The following is a 20,194-nucleotide window of genomic DNA, read 5'->3' on the forward strand; positions in this document are numbered from 1 at the left end:
ACCCCCGTGTCGACACGTATTTCGTCGACATGGACAAATGTGGTCCGATGGTTCTGGATGCGCTGATCAAGATCAAGAACGAGATCGACCCGACGCTGACCTTCCGCCGGTCCTGCCGCGAAGGCATCTGCGGATCATGCGCGATGAATATCGACGGGATCAACACGCTGGCCTGTATCTATGGCCTCGACGAGATCAAGGGCGACGTGAAGATCTATCCGCTTCCGCACATGCCGGTGGTCAAGGATTTGATCCCTGACCTGACGCATTTCTACGCGCAGCACGCGTCGATCATGCCGTGGCTGGAAACCAAGACAAACCGCCCTGCCAAGGAATGGAAGCAGTCCATCGAGGATCGCAAAAAGCTGGACGGTCTTTATGAATGCGTGATGTGCGCTTCATGTTCGACATCCTGCCCGTCCTACTGGTGGAACGGCGACCGCTATCTTGGACCAGCCGCTTTGCTGCACGCCTATCGTTGGATCATCGACAGCCGTGACGAAGCCACCGGTGAGCGGTTGGACGAGCTGGAAGATCCGTTCAAGCTGTATCGCTGCCACACGATCATGAACTGCGCCAAGACCTGCCCGAAGGGTCTGAACCCGGCCAAGGCGATCGCCGAGATCAAGAAGATGATGGTCGAGCGGCACGTTTGATGGCCTACTGAACCGCGATTTTACCATCTGGTAAAATTGGTGTGATAACGGGGCTGGTGATTGTGCCAGCCCCGTTTCGTTTTCTGCAGATTGGTTGCGTCGTATTCGATGAGATGACTACACAGCTCCCATGCCCCTCCTCCTGATCCTTCTCTTGCTCGGTGTGCTGGCTTACCTGTACTGGCGGCGCAGGACGACGACGTTGACGCGGGAATGTCGCTGGAGACGCACTGCTCCGGGACAATGGCGCTGTGCGTTCTGTGGAGCAGAGATGGCGTCGGATGATAGCCCTGTGCTGTGTTTGCGACGGTAACGCTGACCAAAAAAATTTTTGGCAGCGCAATATTTTCTATTGCACCGACTCGAATTCGACTCCATTTCCCCGCTTAGTGACGCCAACGCACGCGCCTCTGGCGAGGTGGGCAAGCAGGACCTGCACCCACGCGGTTACGTAGCGACGGTAACGTCTCTGAAAGAAGTGAGCGGTCTGTGCCGAGCAATCGGAATGGCCGGGTCTATTGGAGATGACCAATGAACGCATACGTAACCGGGCTTTCCGCCCGCGAAGAAACTTCTGTCTCTCGTGCAGAGGCTTTCATCCTGAGCCACCGTTTTGAGCGTCCGACGCTCGTGATCGACACCCAAGCCGTTGCGCGCCAATATGCGGCTCTGGCACAGGGCTTGGGTCGTGCGCGGATCCACTATGCCGTCAAGGCGAACCCGGCGCCGGAAATCCTGCGAACGCTGGTTGCGCTGGGCAGCAACTTTGACGCGGCATCGCGGGCCGAAATCGAGATGTGCCTGAACGCCGGTGCGGATGCGTCGCGCGTGTCCTTCGGCAACACCATCAAACGTCCGTCCGACATCGCCTGGGCGCATGAGATCGGGATCACGCATTTCGCCGCCGACTCGGAAGAAGAGCTGCACAAGCTGGCGCAGCACGCGCCCGGTGCAGAGGTCTATATCCGCCTGATCGTGGGGTCGCTGCACGCTGACTGGCCGCTGTCGCGCAAGTTCGGCTGTGCACTGGACAAGACGCCGTCGCTCTTCCGTCTGGCCATTGACCTCGGTCTCAAGCCGGTGGGCCTGTCGTTCCACGTGGGGTCGCAGACCCGCCGCGCCGAAATGTGGGGCGAAACGCTGGATCAGGTGGCAGAGGTTTGGCACGGGTTGAAGGCGGATGGTTTCGACCTGTCGCTGCTCAATATCGGTGGCGGTTTCCCGGCCTTCTACGGTCAGGAGCTTGACGCGCCGCAGACCTACGCGTCGGACGTGATGCGCCAGATCCACGATAAGTTCGGTGAGATCCCGTCGATCATGGCAGAGCCGGGTCGTGGCCTTGTGGCCGAAGCGGGTGCGATTGCTGCCGAAGTGCTGCTTGTGTCGCGCAAGTCGGACAGCGAACTGCACCGTTGGGTGTATCTGGATATCGGCAAGTTCTCGGGCCTCGCGGAAACCATGGACGAAGCGATCCGCTACCAGTTCATCACCGACCGTGACCACGAGCCGACCGGCGCCTGCATTCTGGCCGGTCCGTCCTGCGACAGCGCCGACGTTCTGTACGAAAAGCAGCCAGTGCAATTGCCACTGGGTCTGCAATCGGGCGACCGCATCGTGATCCGTAACTGCGGCGCCTATACCTCGACCTATGCGTCGGTTGGCTTCAACGGCTTCCCGCCGCTTGACGTGATCGCGATCTGATAGCGCACTTCGTGCTATCGAGACTCGGCCAAGAGGAGTACCCTCCCGCCATCTGCGGGAGGGCATCATGGCGGATATTACGGTACTGGTCGGCACGACCAAGGGCGCTTTTCTTCTGACATCGCAAGATAGTCGCGCAAACTGGGCGCTGTCTGGCCCGCATTGCGAGGGCTGGACAATAAACCATGTCAGCGGTGATCCCGAGACCGGCCTGTTGGCGGCTGGTGGCGGGAACGACTGGTCCGGGGCCGGGGTGTTCGTGTCGCGGGACGGCGGCGCGACGTGGGACCTGACGAAGCTGACCAAGGGCCAGATGGACGAGTGGGCCGCCAATGATCCCGGTTTTGCCGCCATGATCGGCTGGGAGGACAAGCCTATACCGTTTGAGGGTCTCAAGGCGGTGTGGTCGGTGAAGTTCGCACATGGCGCATTGTATGCCGGGACCAATCCGGCGCAATTGCTGGTCAGCCGGGACGGTGGTGCGCAATTCGAGATGGTCGAGGGGATCTCGCAGCATCCGACGCGCGATACGTGGAACCCCGGTGCGGCGGGGATGGTGCTGCACACCATCGTTCCTGACCCCGATGTTCAGGAAAAGATGTGGATTGGCATCTCTGCTGCCGGTGTGTTCGCAACCGAGGATGGCGGCGCGACCTGGGAGCGGCGCAACCGGTTGTCGAATGCTGAAGCCTGTCAGGATCATCACCACCCGGCGGCGCCGTCGAATGGCGAGATCGGGCATTGCGTGCACAATATGGTTCGGGCTGGTGGCAGCGATCTGCTGTATCAACAGAACCACCACGGGGTCTGGCGATCACGTGATGGCGGCCGCCATTGGGACGACATCACCGAAGGGTTGCCGTCTACCTTTGGCTTTCCCGTTGCCGTGCATCCGCATGATCCGGATACGCTGTGGACGCTGCCTTTGAACGGGGATTCCGCCGGGCGCTATCCGCCGGATGCGGCGGCTGCCGTGTGGCGGTCACGCGATGGTGGGGATACGTGGCAGGATTGTCGCGCAGGGCTTCCGCAGCAATGCTATTTCACCGTGTTGCGGCAGGCGATGGCGACGGATCAACGGGAGCAAGCGGGCATTTATTTCGGCACCAATTCCGGGTCGGTCTTTGCAAGCTTCGACGAAGGCGACAATTGGAACGAGATCGCGCGGCATTTGCCCACGGTTCTGTCAGTCGAGGTGTTGGACCGCGCGCATTAAACGGGGCTTGTGCATGACGTCGTCTGGTTCCAATCATGGCGGCATGACACATGTTCCTGAAGATGCCGAAGCCCGCCGCGCTATTGCGCCGGTGATCTGTTATCCCAACGACACGCTGCCGGTGCCGGACATGGCGCTTTACGCGCGGGCGTTGGCTGGGGCGGAGGTGGTGGACGTGGCCATTGCCGCGCCGCGTGAGGCCTGTACCTTTCGTGTCCCTGCCGGATCGTTCTTTCGGATCGTGAGTGTGGATGGTCCACAGGTCGGGGATTTGAATCTCTGGAACGCCCATGACCTGTCCGAGCGGTTCTATTCCGGAAAGACACGCGCGCTGCATGGAACGCATGTGACCACAGGCGAGCGGCTGTGGTCGTCCTTTCCGACGCTGCGCCCGATGGCGACGATCGTTGAGGACACGCTGGGCTGGTACGGGATAGACGCCTACGGCGGGTCGGTACATGACGTGATCGGCACGCGCTGCGATCCGTATACCGGCAACCTGCTGTCGGGGGTGCAGTACCACCATTGCTGCCATTCAAACCTGACCCGGGCACTCGCGGATGCCACTGGTCTGTCTTTGGCAGAGGCCGAGCCGCATGTGCATGACGTGCTGAACGTGTTCATGTGCACCGGCTTCACGCGGGAGACCGGGCAATATTTCATGAAGGCCAGCCCGGTGCGGCCGGGCGACCATCTGACTTTCTTTGCCGAGGTCGATCTTCTGGGGGCTTTGTCGGCCTGTCCCGGTGGGGATTGTTCAGCCGAGCATACCAGCGATGTGGCGGCGTGTTATCCGTTGCGGGTTGAGGTTCTGAAACCTGCGGATGGCGCTTTGCATGGCTGGGCGTCACCGCCGGTCAATGGCTATGACCGGAGCCACGGGCGCGGTTAGTCAGGGCGGCTGGTCTTGTCGTAGGGATGCGTGGCAAGAATTGTCCAGTACATCAGGTAGTGCAGGGCGATCGGGCCCAGAGTGATCGCGATGATCCAGTCGAGCGCGGTGCCGTGTCGGGCGGCAAGTTCGTTGAGCAGGATCAGGGCCACAAGCCGCACGACCTGCCAATTTGCAGCGTTGCGTTGGCCATCGGTCCAATCGCGCGCAAACCAACCGACCTTGTCGCCGTCTTCGTAGAAATAGAAAACAACGATGAACAGGCAGAGATAGACTGCAATCGTCAGTGTGAAGGCCGCCTGTGCCGCGGCCATGGACGGCAGCGCAATGGCAACCGCATACGCCGCGAGCCAGATCAGGATCAGTTTGCCCCCGGCGTTTCTGATGCCAATGCGGTCATAGGTGTTGAGTGAGTCCGGCATTTTGACGGCAACAACTGCCACATGCCCGAAGAGCGCACACATCACGGGCAGAACCAGGCCGATTTCCTTGAGAGCGGCTTGGTGATGCGCGGTGAGTGTGAAGAGCGAGAGGGTGATCACGCTGAACAGGAACAGCATGCGCGGGATTGGAACGCGCGTCGTCAACAGAGTGTATATGTCCACGATCCAATTCGGCATTACATGTTCGTGACACAGGGATGTGGCGGGAATTGGAAAAGACCGGGACATTGTCGAATGTCCCGGCCTTGGTCTTTGATTATGCGAAAGCGGCGGCCAGCGCGATTTCGACCATGTCTCCGAAACTGCGTTCGCGATCTTCCGATGGCAAGGCTTCTCCGGTTTGCAGATGATCGGAAACCGTCAGAACCGCCAAGGCGCGGACCGAGTGGCGGGCCGCGAGATTGTAGAGTTCGGCTGCTTCCATTTCGACGCCAAGAATGCCGTGACGGGTCATCTGTTCGTTTAAATCGGGGCGTTCGTCGTAGAACACATCCGAAGAATAGATGCCGCCGACATGCGTTTTGGTGCCTTTGGCTTCGGCAGCCGCAACAGCTGCCCGCAAAAGGCTCCAATCCGCGCAGGGTGCGAAATTCAATTCCTTGAAAATCCCCCGTGACGGTGTGGACAGCGTGCTTGCCGTCATGGCGATTATGACGTCGCGGATTCCGACATAGGGCTGCATCCCGCCGCACGATCCGATGCGAATGAGTGTTTTCGCGCCGTAATCGCGGATGAGTTCGTTGGCATAAATGGAAAACGAGGGCATGCCCATTCCTGACCCCTGAATGGTGACCGGATGCCCGTTCCACGTTCCCGTGAACCCGAGCATTCCGCGCACCTCGTTGACAAGTCGAGCATCTTTCAGAAAGGTTTCCGCCGCCCATTTCGCGCGGTAGGGATCACCGGGCATCAGCACGGTTTCGGCAATTTCACCCTTCGGAGCTCCGATATGAACGGTCATATCAGATCTTCAGATCTTCCATGTTTTTGCCAGCGGCAAGCGCGTCGTTGACCCAATTCGGCTTGCGGCCTTTTCCTGTCCAGGTTTGCGATGCATCGGCTGGATTCTTGTATTTCGGTTCACTTTTGGAGCCTTTTTTCGGCGACGTTCCCAAGAGTTCATCCAATGAGAAACCGTATTCCTTGGCCGCAGACTCGGCTGCTTTTTTGGCCTCGGTCAGACGGCGTGTTTCGATTGTCTTGAGTGCTTTTCGGCGTCCTTGATGAGCTTCGTCAGCTCTTCTTTGGACATGTTGTTGAGATCAATACTCATAGTTCCCTCCAAGAGGACATTATTTTCGTTGGGTGAAATTGGAATACTCTTCTTTTTCTGCAAGTCAATTCGAGAAACATCTTTCGATAGTTCCGGCACGATTTGGCCCTATACAGGGTTGTTTGGAATTCGAATTTCCACAAGGATGAGTTGATTGACGTGAATTGGCGTCAGCTCATTGGAAATGATTTCTGACGCCAATTCGCGTCAGATTCTCAATCTTTTATTGACGCTATATAGCGTCAATTCCCGCCCATGGCCGCCATCATCGCCGCCATGAAGCCCGATTTTTCCATCCGGTCCAGCATGATGTCCGTCAGCCCACATTCCATATTCACCGAAATTGAGAAATCCTCTGAGATCCCTTCGGGCAGAAAATCGGTCTCTTCGCTCATGTTTTCGAGGTCCACTTCTGCCATCTTCGGAATGAAGGCTTCCATGTCATCGAGCATTTTATCGACGGCGGATGTGCTTGAGGCGGCGACGAAACTTTCAAGCATGCAAGCGCCAGCATCCCGGTATGCGGCGTCCCATGTTCCATCTGGAATTGCAGACCGCAGTGGTTCGGGATTGCCACCCTGTTGTTGGACCATACGGATCATCGCGTCGAACATGGCATCGTTCATGCGTTCCGAAATGGTTTCAAGGCGATCCAGTTGCGTTTCCGCTGAAGCGGCAACAGGGCAAATGGCAACAAGGGCGGCTGCAATAAGATGTTTCATCAACGTCTTTCCAAAACTGTAAACGGGTACGATTTTCACCGTACCCGCTGACATGGCATCGGAAAAGCGGTTTGCCTTTTTACTCGGCGGCGACTGCCTTGGGATCGGCGAGCGTGACGATGTCCATCATGATCGCGTTCAGTTCGAAATCCTTGGGGGTGTAGACCTTGGCCACGCCCATCGCGCGCAGGCGTTTGGCGTCTTCGTCGGGGATAATGCCGCCGACGATGACCGGGATGTGGCCGAGGCCTGCATCGCGCATCTTGGTCATCATGTCTTCGACCAGTGGGATATGGCTGCCTGACAGGATCGACAGGCCAACCACATGAACCTCGTTGTCGCGCGCGGCGGTGACGATCTGGTCCGGGGTGAGGCGAATGCCTTCGTAGTCAATCTCCATGCCGCAATCACGGGCACGGAAGGCGATCTGTTCAGCGCCGTTGGAGTGGCCGTCAAGGCCCGGCTTGCCGACAAGGAACTTGAGGCGGCGGCCCAGACGGTCGCTGACGGCGTTGACCGCTTCACGGATGTCGTCCAGTCCTTCGGTCTTGTTGGAGACCGATTTCGACACGCCGGTTGGGCCACGGTATTCGCCATAGACGGCGCGCATCTCGCCGGCCCATTCGCCGGTTGTGACACCGGCCTTGGCACAGGCTATTGAAGCGGGCATGACGTTTGCGCCGTCCTTGGCGGCGGCGCGCAGATCGGCGAGGGCTTTTTGCACGGCATCATTGTCACGCTCGGCGCGCCATGCGTTCAGGCGGCAGATTTGCTCCTGCTCGACAGCTGGGTCGACGACCATGATGCCGCCGTCTTCGGTCTGGAGCGGCGAAGGCTCGCCTTCGACCCATTTGTTCACGCCGACGACGATGGTCTCGTTGCGTTCGATCTTGTTCAGGCGGTCGGCGTTTGAATCGACCAGACGGCCCTTCATGTATTCGATCGCGCCGATGGCGCCGCCCATGGAGTCGAGGTTGGCAAGCTCGGCGCGGGCACCTTCCTTGAGTTGTTCGACCTTGGCGTCGATGGCGGGGTTGCCGTCGAAGAGGTCGTCGAATTCCAGAAGGTCGGTTTCATAGGCGAGGATCTGTTGCATCCGCATCGACCATTGCTGGTCCCAAGGGCGGGGCAGGCCAAGCGCTTCGTTCCATGCAGGAAGCTGGACCGCCCGAGCGCGGGCTTTCTTTGAGAGCGTAACGGCCAGCATCTCGATCAGGATGCGGTAGACGTTGTTTTCCGGCTGCTGTTCGGTCAGGCCAAGCGAGTTGACCTGAACGCCATAGCGGAAGCGGCGGTATTTCGCGTCGGTCACGCCGTAGCGCTGTTCCAGGATTTCGTCCCAGAGATCGACGAAGGCGCGCATCTTGCACATCTCGGTGACGAAGCGGATGCCTGCGTTGACGAAGAAGCTGATGCGGCCGCAGAGCGCGGGGAAATCTTCCGCCGGGACGCGGGGCTTCAATTCATCCAGAACGGCGATGGCGGTGGCCAGGGCGAAGGACAGTTCCTGTTCCGGCGTCGCGCCCGCTTCTTGCAGGTGGTAGGAACACACGTTCATCGGGTTCCATTTGGGGATATGAGTGTAGCAGTACTCAGCCACGTCCCCGATCATCTTAAGCGACGGTTTCGGCGGGCAGATATAGGTGCCGCGCGACAGATACTCCTTGATCAGGTCGTTCTGTACGGTGCCTTGCAGTTGGCTGACATCTGCGCCCTGTTCCTCGGCCACGGCGACATAGAGCGCGAGCAGCCACGGGGCGGTCGCGTTGATCGTCATCGAGGTGTTCATCTGTTCCAGCGGGATCTGGTCGAAGAGTGTGCGCATGTCGCCCAGATGGCAGACGGGCACGCCGACCTTGCCGACTTCTCCGCGTGCCAGAACGTGATCGCTGTCGTAGCCCGTCTGCGTGGGGAGGTCGAAGGCGACGGAGAGACCGGTCTGCCCTTTGGACAGGTTCGAGCGGTAGAGCGCGTTCGAGGCCTGCGCGGTCGAGTGTCCTGCATAGGTGCGGATAAGCCAGGGTTTGTCACGTGTGGCTGTCTGTGCGTCGGTCATGTCGGCTCCGTCAGGCGGGATTCGGGTGTGTAATCTTGTTGCGTTGTGCGATGCATACGCGAAACTTTATGTCGCTGTCAATTCGCCGCGCTGCGGCGTGGTTTTTGTTGCTGCGCGACAGCATATGCGACGGCTCTTGGTATAGAAAGCCAGTCGTTGTCGCATCGGAGCGACCGAGCACGTGCTTTGTCATTTACCCGGACCGGGTTCATTGCAAGAGTGTGCGCATGACCTCGCAGGTGACATTACCGCTTTGGGCCTTCGTTTTGATCCTGCTGTTCGCGGCAGTGACCTTTGCGTCGCATTTCCTTTTTCCGTCAGTGCGCTGGTTCTTTCGGCGCCGCATGGAGCGGGCCGTCAAAAAGCTGAACGGACGGCTTGAACGGCCCATCCAGCCTTTCAAGCTGTTGCGGCGTCAGGACATGATCCAGCGACTGGTCTACGACCCTGAGATCACACAGGCGATTGTCGATCATGCCAAAGAGGAAGCGGTGCGCGAGGACGTGGCCTTTGAACGGGCGCGGCGTTACGCCAAGGAAATCGTGCCGTCCTTTTCGGCATGGGCCTATTTCGGTTTCGCCATTCGCGCAGCACGGCTTCTGAGCACATCGCTTTATCGCGTGAGAATGGTGCATCAGGATTCGGGTCTGGCCAATGTCGATCCCGAGGCAACGGTGGTCTTTGTGATGAACCACCGATCCAACATGGATTATGTGCTGGTCACTTATCTGGCTGCAGATCGGTCGGCCTTGTCTTATGCTGTGGGGGAATGGGCGCGGGTCTGGCCGCTGTCGCGTTTGATCCGGGCGATGGGCGCATATTTCATCCGGCGCAAATCGCGCAATGATCTGTATCGCAAGGTTTTGGCGAAATACGTGCAGCAGGCGACCGGCGCTGGTGTGACACAGGCGGTGTTTCCCGAAGGTGGGCTGAGCCTTGATGGCAGTCTGGCTGCGCCCAAGGTCGGTATTCTGAAATACATCCTCGAAGGCGCGGAGGCGGCAAAGCGGGACGTGGTGTTTGTGCCGATTGCGCTGAACTATGACCGGGTTCTCGAGGATACCATCCTGATGCGTGCCCAAGCCAAGGGAGAGCGCAAATTCCGGGCGCGGATCAGTGTCGTGTTCTTCGCGATCCTGCGACAGATCTGGCTGCGGATCACCGGAAAGTTCCATCGCTTCGGCTATGCAGCGGTCAGCTTTGGAGAACCTCTGACACTCAGTCAGGTGCCGGAAGAGGCCAGCACACCGGACGCGATTTCCGCCACGATCATGGAGCGGATCGCGGCTGCGGTTCCGGTGCTGCCGGTTCCGTTGATCTCGCATCTGCTGCTGACGAACGGGGCCATGTCGCGGCCTGATCTCGAACTGGCCTACACAGAGATGTTGACACGTCTGGAGGCTGCGCAGGTTCATGTTCCGCGCAACAACCGGGACTATGCCGTGGATTTCGGGCTGCGCAATCTAAGAGAGCGGCGACTTGTGGTTGAAGACGGTGAACGGATCAGCATCGCGCCGGGCAAGGAAGCGCTTGCCGGGTTCTATGCCAATTCGATCCGGCATCTCGTCTGACTGCATTCTGCGGGTGCAAAGATTTTTCTGCAGTCGCTCGGTCATAAAATTACAAAATAGACCGAAATCTTGTTGCATAATTTCAAGGAGGGTCCTATTTCAGGGTCAGACGCCGCGATTCTGCATTGCGGCACGGAAAAACATGACTCTATGGAGGCTCCGATGGCACTGGACCAGCAGACCAGCATCGCGGCGTATGATGCGCCTGAGAAAGATTTGTACGAGATCGGCGAGATGCCCCCGCTCGGGTATGTGCCAAAGAAGATGTACGCATGGGCGATCCGCCGCGAGCGTCATGGTGAGCCGGAACAGTCTTTCGAAGTCGAAGTGGTCGATACCTGGGAGATCGACAGTCACGAGGTTCTGGTGCTCGTGATGGCTGCTGGTGTGAACTACAACGGTGTCTGGGCCGGTCTTGGCGTGCCGATCAGCCCATTTGACGGCCACAAGCAGCCGTATCACATCGCTGGGTCCGATGCATCGGGGATCGTCTGGAAGGTTGGCGACAAGGTGAAGCGCTGGAAAGTCGGCGATGAGGTGGTGATCCACTGTAATCAGGACGACGGCGATGATGAGGAATGCAACGGCGGCGACCCGATGTTCAGCCCGACGCAGCGCATCTGGGGTTATGAAACGCCGGATGGATCGTTCTCGCAGTTCACGCGCGTTCAAGCCCAACAGTTGATGCCGCGCCCCAAGCACCTGACCTGGGAAGAAAGCGCCTGCTACACGCTTACACTTGCCACGGCCTACCGGATGCTGTTCGGGCACCAGCCCCATGAGTTGCGTCCCGGTCAGAACGTGTTGGTCTGGGGTGCGTCCGGTGGTCTGGGATCCTATGCGATCCAGTTGGCCAATACGGCGGGTGCCAATGCGATCGGTGTGATTTCGGACGAGGACAAGCGCGACTTCGTGATGTCCATGGGGGCCAAGGGCGTCATCAACCGGAAAGACTTCAACTGTTGGGGACAGCTGCCGACGGTGAACACGCCCGAATACAAGGAATGGTTCAACGAGGCCCGCAAGTTCGGCAAGGCGATCTGGGACATTACCGGCAAGGGCAATAACGTCGACATGGTGTTTGAACACCCGGGCGAGTCGACCTTCCCGGTCTCGACGCTGGTCTGCAAAAAGGGTGGCATGGTCGTGATCTGCGCCGGCACCACAGGTTTCAACTGCACCTTCGACGTGCGCTATATGTGGATGCACCAGAAGCGTCTTCAGGGCTCGCACTTTGCGCATCTCAAGCAGGCTGCCTCGGCCAACCAGCTTATGGTCGAACGTCGTCTGGACCCCTGCATGTCCGAGGTTTTCCCGTGGGACGAGATCCCGCAGGCGCATACCAAGATGCTGCGCAATGAACACAAGCCCGGCAACATGGCGGTTCTCGTTCAAGCCCCCAAGACCGGGCTGCGCACGTTCGAGGATGCGTTGGCCGCCAGATCGTAACGTTCTGCTTACTTCTGGATGTTAGAACAAACCCGCGGGCCAAAAGGCGCGCGGGTTTTTCGTATTCAGGGTGGGCAATTAGGGTGCTGCTCAGAGTGTTCGTGTCCTCACCATAAATGGGGAGTTGGAATCAGGGAGTTTGCGAAGAAAACGTCACATGCTATAGTTGCATTAACCATTTGTTAACCATCTGAGGATGACTGTGTTGTGGGACATGACTGGATCATTGATGTGTTGACCGACCTCAAGACGTTCGCTGTCGCGAATGATCTGGATGCGCTGGCAGCCAAACTTGACGATACGCAATTGGTTGCAGAAGCAGAGATCGGCGCGCGCGGTAAAGGGATAGACCGTGGGCTTCTTGGAACGAGTGCCGCAACTGGACGACGTGATCGGTCGGTTGGAGGGGGCAGAACAACTTGACGAGTTGCAAAGCATTATAGAGTGGCTGTGCGACCACTACGCTGTCGATGACATGGTGTATCACTGGGTGTCCAGCAACGGCACGCAATATGGCTGCGGCACCTATGATCCGAAATGGGTCACACGCTATCTGGAAAAGGGATATCTGCGCATCGATCCCGTCGTGATCGGATGCTATCAGCGTTTCCACCCCGTGGATTGGAAGCGGCTTGACTGGTCGGGCAAGGCAGCGCGCGCCTTCATGCAGGACGCGATCGAGCACGGTGTCGGCAATCAAGGGTATTCGATCCCGATCCGCGGACCAAACGGGCAGTTTGCCCTGTTTACGGTCAGTCACACCTGCGACGATGAACAATGGCGCAACTTTACCGAGCTTAATCGGCGCGACCTGATCCTTTTTGCTCATTACTTCAACCAGACCGCGCTGCGGCTGGAACCGGGGCGCAAACCGGAACCCACGCAACCGCTGTCGCCGCGCGAGGTGGAAACCATGACGCTGTTGCAGTTGGATACAGCCGCGCACAGGTGGCCGAAACGCTGTCGATCTCGGAACATACGTTGCGGGTCTATATCGAAAGCGCCCGGTTCAAGTTGGGGGCCATGAACACCACCCATGCTGTGGCGCGGGCGATGGCGCGGGGTCAGATCGTTGTCTGATCCGGGCTAACCGTTTCCAATTGGGAAACAATCCTTCGAACGCGGCGCAACGCACGCTGACTGAAGAACCGATTCATCTTTGAACACGAGCGTGTTCCCCGGCAACGGAGGACATTCTCATGATTCGATATCTCTACGGGGATCAACTGGCCAAGTACCCGCGATTGGCCTGCACCATGTTCGAAGATCGTGCAGACCAATTCAAGACCCGGCTCGGTTGGGATGTAACGGTAAACGCGAGCGGGCAGGAGCGGGACGACTATGACGATCTCAATCCGCTCTACGTGATCTGGGAAACCGCGACCGGGTCGCATGGCGGGTCGATGCGGTTCCTGCCGACGACAGGACGGACGATGGTGAACGATCATTTCCTTGATCTGACGGATGGCGTGCCGTTCCAGAGCCCTTTCATTTGGGAATGCACGAGGTTCTGTCTTGCGCGTGGTGCTGAACCCGGAACGGCGGCGGCACTGATGCTTGCCGGAGGCGAGATCATGCAAGGGTTTGGGATCAAGCACTTTGTCGGCGTGTTCGATGCCCGGATGGTGCGGATCTATAATCGGATCGGCGCAGCACCGGAGGTTCTGGGCACGCAGGGCGAAGGGCGGCAATCGATCAGCGTGGGACTTTGGGACTTCAGCGAAGCGGCGCAGAAGCGGGTCTCGCGCGTGGCGGGCATCCCGTTGCAGGTCTCACGCGGTTGGTTAGAGGCGTCCTTTGGTGACGTGGTGCCGCAACAGGATGTAAGCGCCGCCTGACGCTGGTGCCTGATGCGCGGGCGCTATAGGGTCCGCGCATGACCTTGCCTGCGCTTACATATTCCGAAGATCAGGCCGCCGCGCATGATGCGGTGGCCGAGATGCTGCGCGAAGCGGGCATCGATCTTGACGATGGTCTTCTGCTGCCGCCGCGTGACGGCAAGACCAAGATCATGGCGATCACCGGCAAGGCGGGATCGGGCAAAACGCTGCTTCTGGCCGAGCTGTGCAAGTCCTTGCAGGCGGCAGGTGTCGAGGTCGTTTCAGGCGATTACGAAGGCCGTAGGCGCAAGGACCGTCGGACGCTTGCAGTACTCGCCCCGACCAACAAGGCGGCGTTTGTGCTTCGGATGCGCGGTGTGCCCGCGACGACCATTCACCGTATTCTCTATACTCCGGTCTATGACCCCGAATACGAGCGCATCGCCGAATGGCTGATGGGCAATGGCGACAAGCCCGAAATTGAAGGTTTGACCGAAGAGGCGCTCGCACGGGCGCAGGTCTCTTACGAGTCGCACAAATCCGTTCCTGCCGCGTTGGCCGCGGCAGGTTTGCGAGGGTCGGATTTCATCACCGGCTGGAAGCGGCGCGAAGATCCGCTGGACATCGGGTTTGTTGACGAAGCGTCGATGTTGGATGAACGGCAGGTCGAGGACCTGCGCGAGATTTTCCCGAACCTGCTGCTGTTCGGCGATCCGGCGCAGCTCGCCCCGGTGAACCAGTCGGGCAAGATGGTGTTCGATACGCTTGCGCCCAGCCAGGTGCTGAACCTGAATCGCATTCACCGGCAGGATGCGGACAACCCCATTCTGGACTTGGCGCATGCGCTTGCCGATCCGAACCTGAGTTTCGACGGGTTTGAACGCATGGTCGAGGACATCGCACGGACGGATGACCGGGTGGTCCTTGGCCAACGGGTCGAGGTTGATCTGATGGCGCGCTCACCGGTTCTGGTCTGGCGCAACGCGACCCGCATCCGGCTGATCAATGCGTTTCGGTCGGTCTATGGCGCGCCCGAGGATTCGCTGCTGGAAGGCGAGCCTCTGATTTGTGACGGGCTGGAATTGCCGCTCAAGCACCGTAAGAAACGGTTGGACCTTGAGGCGCGGGGGCTGATCAAGGGCGCGCAGGTGATCTACCTTGGGCCGGGTCGCAAACCGGGATTTTCGCGGTTGCATGTGATCGGAGCCGAAGACCCCCAGGTGTCGGCGGCCTCGATAGTGAAGATCGAAAAGCCGGACGAGGAAGAGCCGTTCATCCCATTTGCCGCCCGGATGGGGGCGACGTTCCTGCATGGGGCTGCAGTGACAATCCACAAAGCGCAGGGCTCGCAATGGGACGAGGTGCAGGTCTTTGCGCCCGACCTGTACGCGGCAGCCCGCATGGGACGGAGCGAGGCGGGACAGCCCCTGTGGAAACGTCTGGCCTATGTGGCGATCACGCGGGCGTCGAACCGCCTGTATTGGGTGGTGCGCAACCGCTTGTCGAAACCCAATGGACCGTTGCAGGTTGATGATCTGAGGGCCGCCCCCGCGGCCCCCTTGGCGCTTGAAGTCGAAGCCGATTTCTAAAGTTTGACGATCTGCTTGCCGGTGTTGCCGCCCTTGAGCATGGCGATGAAGGCATCCGGCGCGTTTTCCAGACCTTCGGCCACGTCTTCGAGATAGGCAATCTCGCCCTTGTCGACCTTGGGGGCAACATCTTTGAGGAAGGCCGGGTATTGATCCCAATGGTCGAAGATGATGAAGCCCGACACCTGAAGACGTTTGACCAGAATGCTGCGCCACATGCCGGGAAGCTGGTTTTCGGTTGAGATGTTCGACCCGCCATACCAAGCGATCATGCCGCAGACCGGGATGCGCCCGTGCACGTTCATCAGCGGCATCACGGCCTCTAGCACCTGACCACCGACGTTTTCCCAGTAGATGTCCACGCCATCTGGTGCGATCTCGGCAATCGCTTTGCGCAGCGAGGACGCGTCGGCGTGGGCGCGGTGGTCGATGGCAGCGTCAAAGCCGAAGGTCTCAGTAGCCAGACGGCATTTCTCGGCACCCCCGGCAATGGCGATGGTGCGCAGGCCCATCTGTTTTGCCAATTGCCCGACCATGGACCCGACAGGTCCGGTGGCGGCACCGACAACCAGCGTTTCGCCCGCTTTTGGCTTTCCGAATTCATTGAGGCCGACCCAGCCGGTCAGGCCGGGCATACCGAGAACACCAAGCGCGGTTGAAGGCGGCAGCGAAGGGTCAAGTTTACGCAAGTCCTTGCCCGGCAGGCAGGCGTGACTGGCCCAGCCGGTCATGCCGGTTACGGTGTCACCTTCGGCAAACCCGTCTGCCTTGCTTGCAAGCACGCGACCCACGCCCTGACCGGTCATGGTGCCGCCCAGATCAACCGAGGGCGCATAGCTTTTCATATCGTCCATGCGGCCCCGCATGTAGGGGTCGAGCGACAAGTGGGTGACTTCAATCAGCACCTCACCGTCGGAGGGCGCGGGCAGCGAGCCAGTTTCCAGTTTGAAATCCTCGGGCACAGGGGCGCCTTTGGGGCGGCGGGCCAGCGTGATGCGGGACATCGTGTCGGACATGGGATTGCTTCCTCACTGTTAGGGGTTGCGCGTGATCGGTCGGATCACCAGTGTATCTGGAACGACAGGGCAGAAGGCAAGGGAGGGCTTGATGCACGGAATGATGATGAACCGGCCATTGTCGGTGATCGAACTGCTGCGATACGCGGCGGAAATCCACAGCGCCGGGGAAATCGTGTCGGTTCGGACCGAAGGCGATCTGCACCGCCAGACCTATGCCGAGACTCTCAAACGGACTGCGCAATTGGCGCATGCACTTGATGCTCTGGGTGTGCAGCAGGGCGACCGCGTGGCGACATTGGCGTGGAACGGCTATCGCCATTTCGAGCTGTATTACGGGATTTCCGGGATGGGGGCCGTGTGCCATACCATCAACCCGCGCCTGTCTGCCGAACAGATGCTTTACATCATCGGCCATGCGGAAGACCGGGTGTTGTTTGTCGACCTGACCTTTGTGCCCATCCTTGAGGCGTTGAAGGATCACCTGCCGTCCGGTCTGACGCTGGTAGTGATGACCGATGCCGCCCACATGCCGACATCCGCGTTGCACCTGCATTGTTACGAAGACCTGATCGCGCCACACGCGACCGAGTTTGACTGGCCCGACCTGCCGGAAGAGACTGCCGCGGGGTTGTGCTATACCTCGGGGACCACGGGCAATCCCAAGGGATCGCTGTATTCCCATCGCTCCACGGTACTACATGCGCTTTTCATTGCGGTGACGCTGCCGCGTTCGCTGCACGAAGGCGCGCGATTGTTGCCGGTCGTGCCGATGTTCCACGTCAACTCCTGGGGCATGCCCTATGCCGCGCCCATCGTCGGGGCGTCGCTGATCATGCCGGGGGGCAAGCTGGACGGGCCGTCGCTCTATGATCTGATGGAAAACGAGAAGGTCACGGCAAGCTGGGGCGTGCCGACCGTCTGGTTGGGCCTGCGGGCCGAGATAGAGGCGCGCGGCAAGCCGCCGTCCGCGCTGGATCAAGTGGTGATCGGCGGGTCCGCCGCGCCGCGCAGCATGATCGAGTTCTTCGAGAAGATGGACATTGACGTCTGCCACGCCTGGGGCATGACCGAAATGAGCCCGGTGGGTACGACAGGCCAGTTGCCGAACACGATGGATGACGCGCCGTTCGAGGACCGCATGGCGCGGAAATCTTTGCAGGGGCGGCGCATGTTTGGCGTGGACCTCAAGATTGTCGGTGAGGATGGGCAACGCCTGCCGCATGACGGGAAAGCGGTCGGTGAGCTTTACGTTCGTGGCAACGCAGTCATTTCCGGCTATTTCAGCAATGAAGACGCGACCAAGGCCGCCATTGATTCTGAAGGGTGGTTCGGCACTGGCGACGTGGCGAGCATTTCGCCCGATGGGTATCTGAGCATTCAGGACCGGTCCAAGGACCTCATCAAGTCCGGGGGCGAATGGATAAGTTCGATTGATCTGGAGAATGTCGCGATGGCGCATCCCGATGTTGCCAATTGCGCCGTGATCGCGATTGCGCATCCGAAATGGGATGAACGCCCGGTTTTGGTGGTTGTTCCGAAACAGGGATGTCAGCCGACTCTGGCCGATATTCACGCGCTGATGGAGCCGCATTTCGCCAAGTGGCAGTTGCCGGATGATCTGGTGTACTTGGATGCGCTGCCGCTGACCGCGACGGGCAAGGTGTCCAAGCTCACCCTGCGCCAGCAGTTTGCCGATTACGTGCTGCCGGATGTCCGCTGACCTTTTGCGGAACATGCCGCCAAGCCTTTCGCGCTGGTACGAAATTGGGCAGGACCGGATCAGCGCCTTTGCCGATGTGACCGAGGATTGGCAGTTCATCCATCTGGACGCAGAACGCATGGCCCCGCAGGGCGGGACCATGGCACATGGCTTCCTGACCCTGTCGATGCTGTCGGCTATGTCTTACGATGTGCAGCCCGAGATCCCCGGCATGCTGCTGGGGTTGAACTACGGGTTCGACCGAATTCGCTTTGTCAGCCCGGTAAGGGCCAGGCAACGGATACGGGGACGGTTCAGCGTTGCCGAAGTGGTGGAGAAACCCGGGCGTTATGACGTGACATGGGATGTCACGGTCGAGATCGACGGGGCAGACCGCCCCGCCATCGTTGCCAAATGGATCAACGTGTTCGAGGTCGAGGGTTAGAGCGACGCCCGGATCGCCCGAATGTTCTCGCCATAGGGTGCAGGGTTGTCAACCGAGCCGCCTTTGAACACGGCAGAGCCTGCGACCAGCACGTCTGCGCCTGCGGCGACGACAAGCGGAGCGGTCGAGGGATCGACCCCTCCGTCGATCTCGATATGCACTTCGCGGTCGCCGATCATCTCGCGCAGTTCGGTGACTTTCTGCACGCAGGAATGGATGAATTTCTGGCCGCCAAAGCCGGGGTTCACGGTCATGACGCAGATCAGGTCCACGAGGTCGAGCAGGGGGGCAGCCGCCTCGGCCGGGGTGCCGGGGTTGAGGGCGAGGCCCGCCTTGGCACCGGTGGCGCGGATGGCCTGAAGCGTGCGGTGGATGTGTGGACCAGCCTCGACATGAGCGGTGATCACGTCGGCACCGGCATCGGCGAAGGCCTGGATGTAGGGATCGACGGGTGCTATCATCAGGTGCACGTCCATCACCGTCTTGATATGCGGACGGATCGCAGCGCAGGTCGCGGGGCCGAAGGTGATGTTGGGTACAAAATGGCCGTCCATGACATCAACGTGAATCCAGTCCGCGCCCTGTGCTTCAACTGCCTGTATCTCGGCGCCGAAATTGGCAAAGTCGGCGGACAGGATGGATGGGGCGATTTTTACCGAACGGTCAAATTTCATGGCGGGAGCTCCTGACAGGTTGGGCCGGGCTTAGTACCCGGCGTCCCGATCCACAAGATGCAAGAACGGCTCACCCGCTTCACCACGGCGGATATTCTCGGCAATGGCGCGGGACGCGCTGGGCGCGCGGGTCTCGGACGCAATGTGCGGGGTGACGGTGACGCGGGGATGTGCCCAGAATGGATGGTCCTGCGGCAGGGGTTCGACGCGGAACACGTCGAGCGTGGCGTGCGCGATGTGGCCGGAGTCGAGAGCGACAAGGAGAGCGTCGTCGTCGATGAGGGGGCCGCGACCGGGGTTGATGATGAACGCGCCTTTGGGAAGCATTGCCAGCGTTTCGGCGTTTAGCGTGTTTTCCGTTGCGGGTGTGCTGGGCAGGAGCAGGATCAGGATCTGCGACTGGCTTAGTACGGCGCGCAACCCGTCGGTGCCTGTATGGCAGGTGATGCCGCCGATCTGTTTCTGGCTGCGCGCCCAGCCACTGACCGGAAAGCCAAGCCGCGCAATGGCTTGCCCGCAGGCGCTGCCTAATTCACCAAGGCCGAGGATGCCGACCGGGCGATCGGCAGACACGGGCGGCGCATCGGGCACCCATTTGTGATCCGGGTTCATGATATGCGCATCCATGCCAAGGTGGTGCCGCAGGGTGTGGCCCGTCACCCATTCGACCATGCCCTGGGTCAGGCCTTCGTCATCGACCATGCGGGCGTAGGGCACCTTGAGGGTCGGATTGCCCACAGCGTCCTCGACCCCGGCCCAGAGGTTCAGAACCGCCTTGAGACGTGTGTAGGGCGTGAAATCCTGCACCGGTGAGTTGGGCGCGTAGACGATGTAGTCGACCTCTGCCGGAGGCATGTCGGTCGCCAGCGAATAGTCCACACCGATGTCGTCCAGAGCGGTGCGCAAAGGTGCTTCGTATTGCGCCCAGCGTTTTTCGTGGGCGGCGAAGAGGACGTTGATCGGCATGGC

18 protein-coding genes and 1 pseudogene are annotated in these 20,194 nt (G+C 59.8%); 11 read left to right on the top strand and 8 right to left on the bottom strand.

The genetic code is table 11. The features are described 5' to 3' along the window. The 4 genes from JJ869_RS09025 to JJ869_RS09040 all read left to right on the top strand — a co-directional run. Nucleotides 1-656, top strand: a 656-nt coding sequence (locus tag JJ869_RS09025; protein WP_292266317.1) for a succinate dehydrogenase iron-sulfur subunit, incomplete at its 5' end; no start/stop codon positions are given. A 531-nt stretch (nt 657-1,187) separates the two neighbouring features. After that, nucleotides 1,188-2,357, top strand: coding sequence for a type III PLP-dependent enzyme (locus JJ869_RS09030; protein WP_292266319.1), 1,170 nt, complete (start codon nt 1,188-1,190; stop codon nt 2,355-2,357). Between the two features lie 67 nt (nt 2,358-2,424). Beyond that, a complete protein-coding gene (locus tag JJ869_RS09035; RefSeq protein WP_292266322.1) occupies nt 2,425-3,573 on the top strand; it encodes an exo-alpha-sialidase in 1,149 nt (382 codons plus the stop codon). 43 nt (nt 3,574-3,616) lie between these two features. Beyond that, on the top strand, nt 3,617-4,465 hold the full coding sequence (locus JJ869_RS09040) for a DUF1989 domain-containing protein (protein WP_292266372.1): 849 nt from the start codon (nt 3,617-3,619) through the stop codon (nt 4,463-4,465). Here JJ869_RS09040 and JJ869_RS09045 read toward each other — a convergent pair. From JJ869_RS09045 to JJ869_RS09065, 5 genes are all read right to left on the bottom strand, one after another. Continuing rightward, the gene (locus JJ869_RS09045; protein ID WP_292266323.1) at nt 4,462-5,085 is read right to left on the bottom strand and encodes a hypothetical protein; all 624 of its coding nucleotides are present in this window, start codon (nt 5,083-5,085) and stop codon (nt 4,462-4,464) included. The two genes, JJ869_RS09040 and JJ869_RS09045, sit on opposite strands and share 4 nt — an antisense overlap. 79 nt (nt 5,086-5,164) lie before the next feature. Next, nucleotides 5,165-5,869: a purine-nucleoside phosphorylase gene (deoD, locus tag JJ869_RS09050; protein WP_292266324.1), complete on the bottom strand. Its 705-nt coding sequence runs from the start codon at nt 5,867-5,869 to the stop codon at nt 5,165-5,167. Nucleotide 5,870: 1 nt separating this feature from the next. Then, complete coding sequence (locus JJ869_RS09055) at nt 5,871-6,104, bottom strand: H-NS histone family protein (RefSeq protein ID WP_366510432.1); 234 nt, start codon at nt 6,102-6,104, stop codon at nt 5,871-5,873. Between the two features lie 319 nt (nt 6,105-6,423). Beyond that, complete coding sequence (locus JJ869_RS09060; RefSeq protein WP_292266326.1) at nt 6,424-6,903, bottom strand: hypothetical protein; 480 nt, start codon at nt 6,901-6,903, stop codon at nt 6,424-6,426. A gap of 79 nt (nt 6,904-6,982) precedes the next feature. Next, the gene (locus JJ869_RS09065) at nt 6,983-8,959 is read right to left on the bottom strand and encodes a protein meaA (RefSeq protein ID WP_292266329.1); all 1,977 of its coding nucleotides are present in this window, start codon (nt 8,957-8,959) and stop codon (nt 6,983-6,985) included. A gap of 227 nt (nt 8,960-9,186) precedes the next feature. Between JJ869_RS09065 and JJ869_RS09070 the strand changes: the two genes are divergently transcribed. The 5 genes and pseudogenes from JJ869_RS09070 to JJ869_RS09090 all read left to right on the top strand — a co-directional run bounded on the left by JJ869_RS09070 (nt 9,187) and on the right by JJ869_RS09090 (nt 15,388). Then, on the top strand, nt 9,187-10,530 hold the full coding sequence (locus tag JJ869_RS09070) for a 1-acyl-sn-glycerol-3-phosphate acyltransferase (protein ID WP_292266331.1): 1,344 nt from the start codon (nt 9,187-9,189) through the stop codon (nt 10,528-10,530). 162 nt (nt 10,531-10,692) lie between these two features. Continuing rightward, nucleotides 10,693-11,979 (top strand): crotonyl-CoA carboxylase/reductase, encoded by a 1,287-nt coding sequence (ccrA, locus tag JJ869_RS09075; RefSeq protein WP_292266334.1) that lies wholly within the window; start codon nt 10,693-10,695, stop codon nt 11,977-11,979. 361 nt (nt 11,980-12,340) lie between these two features. Further along, a pseudogene (locus JJ869_RS09080) lies at nt 12,341-13,059 on the top strand (LuxR family transcriptional regulator). Between the two features lie 119 nt (nt 13,060-13,178). Further along, entirely contained in the window at nt 13,179-13,817 is a 639-nt protein-coding gene (locus tag JJ869_RS09085) for an acyl-homoserine-lactone synthase (protein ID WP_292266336.1), read from the top strand. A 38-nt stretch (nt 13,818-13,855) separates the two neighbouring features. Next, a complete protein-coding gene (locus JJ869_RS09090; RefSeq protein WP_292266339.1) occupies nt 13,856-15,388 on the top strand; it encodes an AAA family ATPase in 1,533 nt (510 codons plus the stop codon). On the opposite strand, the gene JJ869_RS09095 is transcribed toward JJ869_RS09090, so the two are convergent. After that, complete coding sequence (locus JJ869_RS09095) at nt 15,385-16,404, bottom strand: NADP-dependent oxidoreductase (RefSeq protein WP_292266341.1); 1,020 nt, start codon at nt 16,402-16,404, stop codon at nt 15,385-15,387. The genes JJ869_RS09090 and JJ869_RS09095 overlap by 4 nt on opposite strands. 91 nt (nt 16,405-16,495) lie before the next feature. Between JJ869_RS09095 and JJ869_RS09100 the strand changes: the two genes are divergently transcribed. Both JJ869_RS09100 and JJ869_RS09105 read left to right on the top strand, forming a co-directional pair. Then, nucleotides 16,496-18,127 (top strand): long-chain fatty acid--CoA ligase, encoded by a 1,632-nt coding sequence (locus JJ869_RS09100; RefSeq protein ID WP_292266344.1) that lies wholly within the window; start codon nt 16,496-16,498, stop codon nt 18,125-18,127. Continuing rightward, complete coding sequence (locus tag JJ869_RS09105) at nt 18,117-18,551, top strand: MaoC family dehydratase (protein ID WP_292266346.1); 435 nt, start codon at nt 18,117-18,119, stop codon at nt 18,549-18,551. Before JJ869_RS09100 ends, JJ869_RS09105 begins: the two co-directional genes overlap by 11 nt. Here JJ869_RS09105 and rpe read toward each other — a convergent pair. Together rpe and JJ869_RS09115 are read right to left on the bottom strand one after the other, a co-directional pair. Continuing rightward, nucleotides 18,548-19,225, bottom strand: coding sequence for a ribulose-phosphate 3-epimerase (gene rpe / locus JJ869_RS09110; RefSeq protein WP_292266349.1), 678 nt, complete (start codon nt 19,223-19,225; stop codon nt 18,548-18,550). The two genes, JJ869_RS09105 and rpe, sit on opposite strands and share 4 nt — an antisense overlap. A gap of 30 nt (nt 19,226-19,255) precedes the next feature. Next, nucleotides 19,256-20,191, bottom strand: coding sequence for a glyoxylate/hydroxypyruvate reductase A (locus JJ869_RS09115; RefSeq protein WP_292266351.1), 936 nt, complete (start codon nt 20,189-20,191; stop codon nt 19,256-19,258). Nucleotides 20,192-20,194: the final 3 nt, after the last annotated feature.

It is taken from the genome of Marivita sp., assembly GCF_017643905.1.
Lineage (GTDB): Bacteria > Pseudomonadota > Alphaproteobacteria > Rhodobacterales > Rhodobacteraceae > Marivita.